This window comes from Micromonospora sp. SCSIO 07396 (assembly GCF_053667945.1).
Genome location: NZ_CM132210.1, coordinates 6133340 through 6145565, shown reverse-complemented (window position 1 = coordinate 6145565; position 12226 = coordinate 6133340). Strand labels below are relative to the sequence as shown.

Sequence of the window (12226 nt, the reverse complement as noted above, 5' to 3'; positions counted from 1 at the left end):
CTTTTAGGGAGCTGTCCGGTGTGGTCTTGGGTGCCGACTGACCCAGTTGTCATTGCGACCATTTTGGGAATGCCCACTTTGGGTTATCTGACGAGGAAGTGTGCTGATCCGGTCTTCCTGTGTGCGGTCGTGGCTGTCCTGCACCGTGACAAGGCTCGTCGTGATGATGCGCGGGAGACCATGCGTGATCTCCTTAGTGCCCCTCGCGCTCGACGTCGGGCGTTACCTTCCTCGAAGCCGCCGAAGGAAGAGCCCTGATGTAACGCCGACAGAGGCGGCCGGGGTAGGTGCCCGCCGCGAACAACCTCGTGGCGGGCGAGCGCATCACGCAGCGCTAACCGTCATCGACGCCATCTGAACAGCTCGGCTACCGCTTTGATGATGCCGGGCCGGTCCTTGGGCTCGGTGCCGCGAAGGGCCAAGGCGGTGATGATGATCTTCCCCGCGACCGTTACGGCGACAGCGGCAGCCGCCACCCACGGGCCAGCGCCGACGAACGGCTCAAGGTTCCCGAGCCCCACCGCATACCCCCTCCCTGGTCGGGCGAGGGCGCGTCAACCCAGCCCGGCCAGTGCGTGAACACTGGTCTGGCTGAATCCGCGTTCCGGCGATCGTGGATCTCAGTGCCGAGAAGTACTCGCCTCTCGGGGCTTGCTGATGGTGCTACTTATAGTGCTTATGGGTAGAAATTTGGCTGCTCTGCCGCCGGAGCACAGAGAGCCAACCCAGCCCGGCGTCCTGAGTAAGAACGCTGGCTGAGAGTTAATGCCTCCCTGACGCAGGCCAGGGTGTTCGGCGACGTGACAGGAGCGTACCCGACCGCCACCAACGGACGCGACGACCGCGCGTAGAGGCGCCCAAGACCGCCGCAGAGGTGCGGACGGGTGCGGACCGGGGTGTCCGCGCGACGACGCCCCGGCGGACCTGGCGGCGGGTGGGGCGGCCGGCGACGTGTGGGGTGGCGGATCCGGTGTGACCCGTCAGTCAGCGGGGGTGGAACAGGCCCGTCGACCAGGCCAGGCCCAGTCCGGCGACGGCCGAGCAGCAGCAGATCAGCAGAGCGACGGCGACCACGCCGAGGATCAGCCAGGTCGGCCCGTGCCGGCCCACCGAGAAGCCCGGCTCCGGTGGCACATCGAGGTTGGGCGGATCGTCGTCTGGCATGTCTGGTACGTCTGGGCCGGGCAGGTCATCGTATGGCAGATCGGCCGGGCGGGTCGTTGTCCGCCCGGCCCTCGTCGGTCGTGGTCATCGGGCCTGGCCCAGGTCAGGCCCGGCCCAGCCGGTCGAGGATCCAGGCGTTGACGAACGCCTCCTCGCGCCAGGCGTCGTACCGGCCGCTGGGGCCGCCGTGGCCGGCACCCATCTCGGTCTTGAGCAGGTAGTCGCCCTGCGGGGCCACCGCCCGCAGCCGGGCGATCCACTTGGCCGGCTCGTGATAGAGCACCCGGGTGTCGTTGAGGCTGGTCACCGCCAGGATCGCCGGATAGTCCACGGCGGCGACGTTCTCGTACGGGGTGTACGACTTCATGTACGCGTACACCTCCGGGTCGGCGAGCGGGTTGCCCCACTCCTCCCACTCGGTGACGGTCAACGGCAGCGACGGGTCGAGGATCGAGGTGAGCGCGTCCACGAAGGGCACCTGCGCGACGATCCCGGTGAACGCGTCCGGGGCGATGTTGGCCACCGCGCCCATCAGCAGTCCGCCGGCCGAGGCACCCCGGGCGACCAGCCGGTCGGCCGCCGTCCAGCCGGATTTGACCAGGTGCCGGGCGCAGGCGACGAAGTCGGTGAAGGTGTTCTTCTTGGCCAGCAGCTTGCCCTCGTCGTACCAGCGGCGACCCAGTTCACCGCCACCCCGGATGTGCGCCACGGCGAACACCACGCCCCGGTCGAGCAGGCTGAGCCGGGCGATCGAGAACCACGGGTCCATGCTGGCCTCGTACGAGCCGTACCCGTAGATGACGGCGGGTGCGGAGCCGTCGCGCGGGGTGTCCCGGCGGCAGACCAGCGAGATCGGCACCCGGGTGCCGTCGTCGGCGAGCGCCCACTCGCGGTGCTGCTCGTAGTCGGCCGGGTCGTATTCGCGGCCGTCCGGCCCGGGGAGCACCGGCTTGCGGCGGCGCAGCGTCAGCTCCCGGGTGACCAGGTCGTAGTCGTAGACCGAGTCGGGGGTGACCAGCGAGGTGTAGCGGAAGCGGAGCTGCCGGGTGCGGTATTCCGGGTTGGCGTCCAGCCCGACACTGTGGATCGGCTCGGGAAACTCGATGTCGTGCCCGTCGCCGCCGCCGACGGGGAGCACCCGTAGCCCGGTCAGGCCGTTGCTGCGCAGCGAGACGACCAGGTGGTCGGCGAACGCGTCGACCGACTCCAGCCGGGTGCCGGGGCTGTGCGGGATCAGCGGAACCCAGTCGCCGGGGGTGTCCGCCGAGGTGTACGCCAGCGCGAAGTCCTCCGCGCCGTTGTTGTGCAGGATCAGGAACCGGTGGCCGTGGTGCTCGACGCTGTATTCGACGCCCTGCCGGCGCGGGGCGATCACCGCCGGCTCACCTGTCGGGTTGTCGGCCGGGATGACCCGGACCTCGCTGGTGACCTTGCTGGTGCTGTCGATCAGCACGAACCGTTCGGAGCGGGTCAGCTCGACGCCCACCCAGAACCGCTCGTCCTCCTCCAGGTGCACCACCACGTCCTCGCCCGACGGGGTGCCGACGGTGTGCCGCCACACCCGGTTGGGCCGCCACGCCTCGTCGACGGTGATGTAGAACAGCACGCTGGCGTCGGCCGACCAGGCGGTGCCGTAGAACGTGTCGGGCACCTCGTCGCCGAGCAACTCGCCGGTGCTCAGGTCCTTGATCCGCAGGGTGAACCGTTCGTCGCCGGAGAAGTCCGTCGAGTAGGCCAGCCACCGCCCGTCGGGGCTGACGTCGAACGCGCCGAGGGAGAAGAAGTCGTGTCCTTCGGCGAGCTGGTTGCCGTCGAGCAGCACCTCCTCGCCGTCGAGCGGGGCACCGTCCACGCTGACCGGCGGATCGGTCTCGCCGTCGCGCACGGGGCGGCGGCAGTGCACGCCGTACTGCTGGCCCTCGACGGTGCGGGTGTAGTACCAGTGGCCGCCCTTGCGGGTGGGCACCGACAGGTCGGTCTCCTGGGTGCGCTGCTTCGTCTCGGCGAACAGGGTGCCGCGCAGCGCTTCCAGGTGCGCGGTGCGCTGCTCGGTCCAGGCGTTCTCGGCGGTGAGGTGGGCGATGGTCGCCGGGTCGTCCTTGGCGGCCAGCCAGGCGTACTCGTCGACGACGGTGTCGCCGTGGTGGGTGCGCTCCGCGGGGACCTGTCGGGCGACGGGCGGGGTGGTCTCGGTGGTCACGCCGCCACGTTACCGGCCCGTCGCGCGGCGCGGCGCGGACGAACCACCACGCGCCGCATTAGAACATGTGTACGATGACTGCCATGTCGACGCCAGCGGGTTCGGTCGGTGCAACGGAGATCACCCGGCGGTTGGCCGGGATCTGCGGTCCCTCCTTCGCCCGGTTCGCGGGCGCGGCCGACGAGGTCGCCGGCCGGCTCGCCCGGTGGGTGGCCGTCCCGGGTGGGCCGCGGGCGGCGGCCGAGGTGCTGCGGCTCGCCGCCCGGCACGATCTGTCGGTGGTGCCCCGGGGCGCCGGCACGAAGATCGACTGGGGTGCCGCACCGGCCCGGGTCGACATCATGCTCGACACCGGCCGGCTCGCCGGGGTCGGCCACCGACCGGCGTCCTCCCCGGTGGTCGAGGTGGGTGCCGGCACCCCGCTGCGGGCCGTGCAGGCCACCCTGGCACGCTCCGGCCGCCGGCTGGCCCTCGACCCGCCGTCACCCGGGGCCACCCTCGGCGGGGTGCTCGCCGCCGACGAGTCCGGCCCGCTGCGGCACCGGCACGGCACCGCCTGCGAGCAGCTCGTCGGCCTGCGCTGGCTGGACGCCGACGGTGAGCTGGTCAGCGCCGGGCGCAGTGCGGCCGAGCTGGCCGGGGTGGCCGCCCCGGTCGGCCTCGACCTGGGCCGGCTGCTCTGCGGCTCGCAGGGCGGGCTGGGCGTGCTCGTCTCCGCGACGCTGCGCGCGCACACCCTGCCGCCGGCCCGGGTGTGGGTGACCCGGCCGGTGTGGAGCCCGTTGGAGGTGCACGACCTGGTCCGGGCGGTGCTCGCGGCCGACCTCGATCCGGCGGCCGTCGAGTTGGACCTGCCGGCCGCCGGGTCACCGCCACGTCCGGCCGCCGCGCCGGCGGCGGGCGCGACCTCGGGGCCGGGTGGCCGCCCGATGTCGGCGGCCGAGGCGTCGGCCCGCGCCAACCATCCCGCGATGGCCGGCCGCCGGGCCGCTGTGCCACCTCCCCGGGGCAACGCCGGTGAGCTGGCCGTTCTGCTGGAGGGCGGCCGGTCCGAGGTGGCCGGGCGGGCCGACCGCCTGCTGGCCCTGCTCGGCGGCACGGCAAGTCTCGCCCCGGACGCCCCGGTCTGGTGGCGGCGCTACCCGTTCGCTCCGGGCGACACCGCGCTACGGGTCGAGGCGCCGGCCGCCGACCTGCACGCCGCCGTCTACGCGCTGCGCGACGCCGCCGGTACCCCGCTGTCGGTGCGCGGCTCCGCCGGGCTGGGCATGGTGCACGCCGCGCTGCCCGGGTCGCTCCCGGTCGACCGGGTGGCCGGCATCCTCGCCGCCGTCCGGGGGGTGCTGTTCACCCGCCGGGGCCGGTGCGTGGTGGTCGCCGCGCCCCCGGCGGTGCGTCGTGAGATCGACGTGTGGGGCGAGGCGGCGGTGATCCCCCGGCTACGCGAGGCGAAGGAACACCTCGACCCGCACGGCCGGCTCGCCCCCGGCCGCCTGCCCGGCGGCCTCTGACCGGTCTCCCGCGCCCCCGGGTGGGCCGGGGGAGCGGGGGCGAGGGGGAACGGGCCGGGGGCGTACTCAGAGGGCGTCGTTGCGCAGCACCAGGATGGCGATGTCGTCGCGGGGCGACTCGACCGAGAAGTTGATCGCGGCGGACCGCAGCCGGGCCGCGACCACGTCGGCGGAGTAGCCGGCCAGCGGGGCGGCGGCCTCCCGGAGCCGTTCGGTGCCGAAGAGCTCCCGGCCGCGCCGCCGCTCGGTCACCCCGTCGGTATAGAAGATCAGCGCATCGCCCGGCGCGAGCACGATCTCCGCCGCCGGGGAGGTGATCGCGTCGAGCAGACCGAGCGCCGTGCCACCGATGCCGACGAAGTTGGCCCCACCGGCCCCGTGCAGCAGGACCGGCCGGTCGTGCCCGGCCAGGTGCAGCGAGACGTCGAGCCGGTCGCCGTCGCCCGGCCCGACCGCCGCCAGCGCCAACGTGCAGTACCGCCCGCCACCCCGCTCGACGAGCGTGTCGTTGAGCCGGGCCAGCGCCTCGGGCAACGGCTTGCCGTCCCCGACCAGCACCCGGATCACGTCCCGGACCAGCCCGGTCACCGCCGCTGCCTGCACGCCCTTGCCGGACACGTCGCCGACCACCACCAGCCAGCGGCCGTCCGGCAGCGGCACCACGTCGTAGAAGTCGCCGCCGACCTCGGCCTCGTCACCGGTCGGGACGTACTCGGCGGCGAAGCCGATGCGCTCGACGACCGGAAGCACCGGCGGCAGCAGCGACTGCTGGAGGGTCTGCGCCACCCGACGCCGTTCGGCGTGGATGCGGGCGTTCTCGATGGCGAGGCCGGCCCGCCGGGCCACGTCCTCCAACACCGCGACCTCGTCCGGGTCGTGCCGGTGCCGCTGGTGCCGTCCCACGGCCAGGGTGCCGAGGCGCTGGCTGCGGGCGACCAGCGGTACGGCGAAACCCTCCATCGGCCCGCCGAGCGGCACCTGGGAGCCGGTCCGCGACGCCTCCCGCAGCCGGGCCTGGACCGAATCCGGCCCGGACTCCTCAAGCACCTTGTGCAGTTGGGGCAGGACGGACTCGTCGGCGTGACTGGACGCGGCGAGCCTGAGCCGGCCCCACTCGTCGGTGGTGTGCACCGCGCACCACTGGCCGAGCCGGGGCACCACCAGCTGCGGGATCAGCGCCATGGTCAGGTCGACGTCGAGTGACTGGGCGAGTAGTTCGCTGGCCTCGGCGAGGAAGGTCAGCCAGGCCGAGCGGCGGACGTCGGCCCGGCGCAGCCTGTCGTTCTCCAGGTGCAGGGCGAGCCGTTCGGCGGCGAGGACGGCCAACGGCCTGGCGTACGCCGACGGTGCCGCGTCCAGCTCCAGCTCCCCGACGTACGGCCGGTGCACGGCCAGCGGCACCCGGAGCAGCTCGTTGCCGGGGCGGGGGTGCCGGCCGTAGCGGGCCAGCACCTGCGGGCCCTCCCCCTCGCCCCGGTCCAGCCGGATCACCCCGCCGGCCGCGCCCACCATCTCGGCGACCCGGGTGAGCAGATCGGTGGCGAAGTCGGTGAGCGGCTCGTCGGCGTACGGGTCGGGGCGGGTCTGGGTGAGTTCGCTCATCGCGGCGGCGCTCGGCGCGGTGGTCCCCGGTTCGCTGTCGGTCCGCCCGGGTGGCGGGTAGGTGGCGCGTGGCGCGTCGCCGTGGTCGCCGTGCCGGTCGAGCCGGAACCACACCCCCTTACCGGTGGGCAGGTAGGTGGTGCCCCAGCGGCTGGCGAAGTGGTCGACCAGGAGCAGTCCCCGCCCCCGCGCGGAGACCTCGCCGATCTGGTCGGTGTCGTTGCGGATGCCGACGACCAGTTCGTCGACCGGCCCGGCGGCGAAGTCGGAAACCGTGACGGTCAGGCCGATCTGGTCGGCGACGACCTCGATGTCCAGTTCGGTGCGGGCGTGTTCGACGGCGTTGGTGGAGAGTTCGGTGGTCAGCAGCAGCGCCTCGTTGAGTAGTTCGTCGAGGTCGGCTTCGGCGAGCACGGAGCGGACCACGGCGCGGGCGGCGGCCGGGGTGCGGTTGTCGGCGGGCAGCCGGACGCGCCGGACGTGCTCGTCCCGTCCCGCGTCTGTCCCGGCCCCCGGCTCCGCTGACACCCCCGTATCCTCTACCGCCACCGGCCGGGTGCCAAGCCGCACCACGTACCGTCACACCCGCCGCGCCGACCAGGTCGGTGGTGGTCACCCTCCGCCACCTGGCCGGTCCGGCCTGTGGGCTGGCGGTCGGTGGGCTGGCGGGCCGGGCCACGTCGGCGCGCGGCGGGGGCGGACGCCGCGTCGTCGCTCGGCGCGGCCGTATCCGGGGCACGTCGTATCCAGGGCCCGGCGGCGACCCGGGCACAATGAGGGGAAGTCGGCGTGTCGGCACGTCGGGAGCCCTCCGAGTCGAGCGAGGAAAGATGACCGCGAAACAGTCGGTGACGGCGGACGGGTCCGCCTCCGAGCATGACGCGCTCCTCGGTGAGCTGTCGGAGGCGCTGCGACGGGTCGGCCGGGGCGACTTCAAGGTACGGCTGCCCCGGCGGGCGGGTGCGGCCGGCGAGGTGGCGGACGCCTTCAACGAGGTGGTGTCGCTCCAGGAGCGGCAGCACCTGGACCTGCGCCGGATCAGCCGGGTGGTGGGCCGCGACGGTCGGCTGACCGAACGCCTCGACGAGGAGGGCCTGGACGGCTCCTGGGCGGAGGGCCAGCGGGCGGTCAACTCGCTGATCGACGACCTGGGCCGGCCGACCACCGAGATCGCCCGGGTGATCATGGCGGTGGCCGACGGTGACCTCTCCCAGCACATGGAGCTGGAGATCGACGGTCGCCCGCTGCGCGGTGAGTACCTGCGGATCGGCCGGACCGTCAACACGATGGTCGGGCAGCTCTCGTCGTTCTCCAACGAGGTGACCCGGGTGGCCCGGGAGGTGGGCACCGAGGGCAAGTTGGGTGGTCAGGCGGACGTGCGGGGCGTCGCCGGCACCTGGAAGGACCTCACCGACTCGGTGAACACCATGGCGTCGAACCTGACCGGCCAGGTGCGGTCGATCTCCCAGGTGGCGACGGCGGTGGCCCGGGGCGACCTGTCGCAGAAGATCACGGTCGGGGCGCGGGGCGAGGTCGCCGAGCTGGCCGACACGATGAACTCGCTGACCGACACGCTGCGCCTGTTCGCCGAGCAGGTGACCCGGGTGGCGCGCGAGGTGGGCACCGAGGGCAAGCTCGGTGGGCAGGCCGACGTGCCGAACGTGGCGGGCACCTGGAAGGACCTCACCGACAGCGTCAACTCGATGGCGTCGAACCTGACCTCCCAGGTGCGTAATATCGCGCAGGTCTCCACGGCGGTGGCCCGGGGTGACCTGAGCCAGAAGATCACCGTGGCGGCGCAGGGTGAGATCCTGGAGCTGAAGGACACCGTGAACACGATGGTGGACCAGCTCTCCTCGTTCGCGGACGAGGTGACCCGGGTGGCCCGTGAGGTCGGCATCGAGGGCAAGCTCGGCGGCCAGGCCCAGGTACGCGGCGTCTCCGGCACCTGGCGGGACCTGACAGAGAACGTCAACCAGCTCGCCGGCAACCTGACCAGCCAGGTCCGCAACATCTCCCAGGTCTCGACGGCGGTGGCGAAGGGTGACCTGTCGCAGAAGATCACGGTCGACGCGCAGGGCGAGATCCTGGAGCTGAAGAACACGGTCAACACGATGGTGGACCAGCTCTCGTCGTTCGCCGACGAGGTGACCCGGGTGGCCCGTGAGGTGGGCACCGAGGGCAAGCTCGGCGGTCAGGCGCAGGTCAAGGGCGTGAGCGGCACCTGGCGGGACCTGACCGACAACGTGAACTCGATGGCGTCGAACCTGACCTCCCAGGTGCGCAACATCGCCTCGGTGACCACGGCGGTGGCCAAGGGCGACCTCAGCCAGAAGATCACCGTCGACGCCCGGGGCGAGATCCTGGAGCTGAAGTCGACCGTCAACACGATGGTGGACCAGTTGTCGTCGTTCGCCGACGAGGTGACCCGGGTGGCCCGTGAGGTGGGCACCGAGGGCAAGCTCGGCGGGCAGGCCCAGGTACGCGGGGTCGCCGGCACGTGGCGGGATCTGACCGACAACGTGAACTCGATGGCGTCGAACCTGACCAGTCAGGTGCGCAACATCGCGCAGGTCTCGACGGCGGTGGCGAAGGGCGACCTGTCGCAGAAGATCACCGTGGACGCGCAGGGCGAGATCCTGGAACTGAAGAACACGGTCAACACGATGGTCGACCAGTTGAGTTCGTTCGCGGACGAGGTGACCCGGGTGGCGCGTGAGGTGGGTACCGAGGGCAAGCTGGGCGGTCAGGCGCAGGTGAAGGGTGTGTCCGGCACCTGGCGGGATCTGACCGACAACGTGAACTCGATGGCGTCGAACCTGACCTCCCAGGTGCGCAACATCGCCTCGGTGACCACGGCGGTGGCCAAGGGCGACCTCGGCCAGAAGATCACCGTGGACGCGCAGGGCGAGATCCTGGAACTGAAGAACACCGTGAACACGATGGTGGACCAGCTCTCCTCGTTCGCCGACGAGGTGACCCGGGTCGGCCGCGAGGTCGGCATCGAGGGCAAGCTCGGCGGTCAGGCCCAGGTGAAGGGCGTGAGCGGCACCTGGCGGGACCTCACCGAGAACGTGAACCAGCTCGCCTCCACCCTGACCACCCAGCTCCGGGCGATCTCCCAGGTCTCCACGTCGGTGACCCGGGGCGACCTGACCCAGCGAATCGCGGTCAAGGCGCAGGGTGAGGTCGCCGAGCTGAAGGACAACATCAACCAGATGATCGTCACCCTGCGGGAGACGACCAAGAAGAACGCCGAGCAGGGCTGGCTCGACTCCAACCTGGCCCGCATCGGTGGCCTGCTCCAGGGTCAGCGGGACCTGGGCGAGGTCTGTCGCATGATCATGATGGAGGTGACCCCGCTGGTCGACGCGCAGCTCGGCGCGTTCTTCCTGGCGGACACCTCCGAGGGGGTGATGCGGCTGCGGCTGACCGCGTCGTACGGCTATGTGGCGCGGGGGCACGACGTGACCTTCGGGCCCGGCGAGGGGCTGGTCGGCCAGGCGGCGCTCTCCCGCCGGACGATCCGGCTCAACGCGCTGCCCGACGGGCGGATCACCCTGCGCTCCGGGCTGGCCGACACGCTCCCGTCCGACCTGGTGGTGTTGCCGATCCTGTTCGAGGGCGAACTGCTCGGGGTGATCGAGTTCGCCAGCGTGGCCCGCTTCTCGGAGCTGCACCTGGGGTTCCTGGAGCGGCTGGTGCTCACCATCGGCATCGCGGTCAACACCATCCAGGCCAACCGGCGTACGGAGGAACTGCTGGCCCAGTCGCAGCGGCTGGCGCTGGAGTTGCAGGACCAGTCGGCGGAGTTGCAGCGCACCAACGCCGAACTGGAGGACAAGGCGAAGCTGCTCAGCGAGCAGAAGGGCAACATCGAGACCAAGAACCGGGAGATCGAGCTGGCCCGGCTGGGGCTGGAGGAGAAGGCCCAGCAGCTCACCCGGGCGTCGGCGTACAAGTCGGAGTTCCTGGCGAACATGAGCCACGAGCTGCGGACGCCGTTGAACTCGCTGCTGCTGCTGGCCCGGCTGCTGGTGGAGAACTCGGAGCGCAACCTCACCCCGAAGCAGATCGAGTTCGCCCGGACGATCCACGGCTCCGGCTCGGACCTGCTGCGCCTGATCGACGACATCCTGGACCTGTCCAAGATCGAGGCAGGGCGGATGGACGTCGAGCCGACGGAGATCCGGTTCGCCGAGATCCGCAACTACGTGGAGCAGGCGTTCGCCCCGCAGGCGGAGGAGAAGAACCTCGACTTCCAGGTGCGGGTGGCCAAGGAGTTGCCGCCGGCCCTGGTGACCGACGCCCAACGGTTGCAGCAGATCCTGCGCAACATGCTCTCCAACGCGGTGAAGTTCACCGACAACGGCGCGGTCACCCTGCGGATCGCCCCGGCGGCGGAGAACGCGGTCTTCGACGTGCCGGCGCTGACCAACGCCCGGCAGGTGATCGCCTTCACCGTGATCGACACCGGCATCGGCATCTCCGACGACAAGCTGAGCATCATCTTCGAGGCGTTCCAGCAGGCCGACGGCACCACCAGCCGGCGGTACGGCGGCACCGGGCTGGGCCTGTCGATCAGCCGGGACCTGGCCCGGCTGATCGGCGGCACGATCACGGTGACCTCCGCGCCGGGGCAGGGTTCGACGTTCACCCTCTTCGTCCCGGACGTGCTGGCACCGGACGCGGTGGTGGCCCCGCAGACGCCGTCGCCGGAGCGGGCGGGCCTGCCGTCGTCGCTGCTGATGCCGCCGATGGAGTTGCTGGCCGCGCCGGAGGCCCCGGCCACCCGGCAGTTGGACGGCGCCACCGTACTCATCGTCGACGACGACGTACGCAACGTGTTCGCGTTGACCAGCGCGTTGGAACTGCACGGGATGACCGTGCTGTACTCGGACAACGGCGCGGACGGGGTTCGCGTGCTGGCCGAGCATCCGGAGGTGGACATCGTGCTGATGGACGCCATGATGCCCGACCAGGACGGTTACGAGACGACCCGGCAGATCCGCCGCAACCACCGCTTCGCCGACCTGCCGATCGTCTTCCTCACCGCGAAGGCGATGCCCGGTGACCGGGAGTCGGCGTTGGCCGCCGGGGGTAGCGACTACATCACCAAGCCGGTGGACCTGGACGGGCTGATCGAGCGGATGGCGTCCTGGATCAGTGGCCGCCGAGACAGGGAGAATTCGTGACGCAGACGGCCAAGGCGCTGCTGGTCGACGACCGCCGGGAGAACCTGATGGCTCTGGAGGCGATCCTCCAGGGGCTCCCGGTCCAGTCGGTGGCCGTGGAGAGCGGTGAGGCGGCGCTGAAGCAACTGCTGGTGGACGACTTCGCGGTGATCCTGCTGGACGCCCAGATGCCCGACATGGACGGTTTCGAGACGGCCAGTCACATCAAGCGTCGGGAACGGACCCGGCACGTGCCGATCATCTTCCTCACCGCCGCCGACCGGGACGCCCAGTTGGCGCTGCGCGGCTACGCGGTCGGGGCGGTGGACTACCTGACCAAACCGTTCGACCCGTGGGTGCTGCGGGCCAAGGTGTCGGTCTTCGTGGAGCTGTGGGTGAAGACCCGGCAGTTGGCGGCGCAGTCCGACGTGGTGCGGGAGCGCGACGCCCAGTGGCGGGTGCTCACCGACGCGGTGGACGAGGCGAGCGCGCTGCTGCGGGTCGAGGACGATCCGGAGGCCCGGCAGCGTGCCCTGGACGTCCTGGAGCAGGCCCGCTGGGGCAACACCGCCTGA

General features: G+C 71.6%; 7 protein-coding genes. 3 read left to right on the top strand and 4 right to left on the bottom strand.

Features of this window, described 5'->3' with window-relative positions; translation table 11 throughout:
* Positions 1-341 precede the first annotated feature (341 nt).
* From ACWCHM_RS26955 to ACWCHM_RS26945, 3 genes are all read right to left on the bottom strand, one after another.
* Positions 342-521, bottom strand: coding sequence for a hypothetical protein (locus ACWCHM_RS26955; RefSeq protein ID WP_454220326.1), 180 nt, complete (start codon positions 519-521; stop codon positions 342-344).
* 463 nt (positions 522-984) lie between these two features.
* Entirely contained in the window at positions 985-1164 is a 180-nt protein-coding gene (locus ACWCHM_RS26950) for a hypothetical protein (RefSeq protein ID WP_454220325.1), read from the bottom strand.
* Between the two features lie 103 nt (positions 1165-1267).
* Positions 1268-3364 (bottom strand): S9 family peptidase, encoded by a 2097-nt coding sequence (locus ACWCHM_RS26945; protein WP_454220323.1) that lies wholly within the window; start codon positions 3362-3364, stop codon positions 1268-1270.
* 74 nt (positions 3365-3438) lie between these two features.
* Here ACWCHM_RS26945 and ACWCHM_RS26940 point away from each other — a divergent pair, with 74 nt between their 5' ends.
* Positions 3439-4875, top strand: a complete 1437-nt coding sequence (locus ACWCHM_RS26940) for an FAD-binding oxidoreductase (RefSeq protein ID WP_454220322.1) — start codon at positions 3439-3441, stop codon at positions 4873-4875.
* A 66-nt stretch (positions 4876-4941) separates the two neighbouring features.
* Here the strand turns inward: ACWCHM_RS26940 and ACWCHM_RS26935 are convergent, their stop codons facing one another.
* Positions 4942-7005, bottom strand: a complete 2064-nt coding sequence (locus ACWCHM_RS26935) for a SpoIIE family protein phosphatase (protein WP_454220321.1) — start codon at positions 7003-7005, stop codon at positions 4942-4944.
* A gap of 302 nt (positions 7006-7307) precedes the next feature.
* On the opposite strand from ACWCHM_RS26935, the gene ACWCHM_RS26930 reads away from it, so the two are divergent.
* Both ACWCHM_RS26930 and ACWCHM_RS26925 read left to right on the top strand, forming a co-directional pair.
* Positions 7308-11672 carry a HAMP domain-containing protein gene (locus ACWCHM_RS26930; protein ID WP_421489659.1) on the top strand — a complete coding sequence of 1455 codons (4365 nt, stop codon included), beginning with the start codon at positions 7308-7310 and terminating at the stop codon, positions 11670-11672.
* Positions 11669-12226 (top strand): response regulator, encoded by a 558-nt coding sequence (locus ACWCHM_RS26925; protein WP_421489658.1) that lies wholly within the window; start codon positions 11669-11671, stop codon positions 12224-12226. The genes ACWCHM_RS26930 and ACWCHM_RS26925 overlap by 4 nt, the downstream gene beginning before the upstream one ends.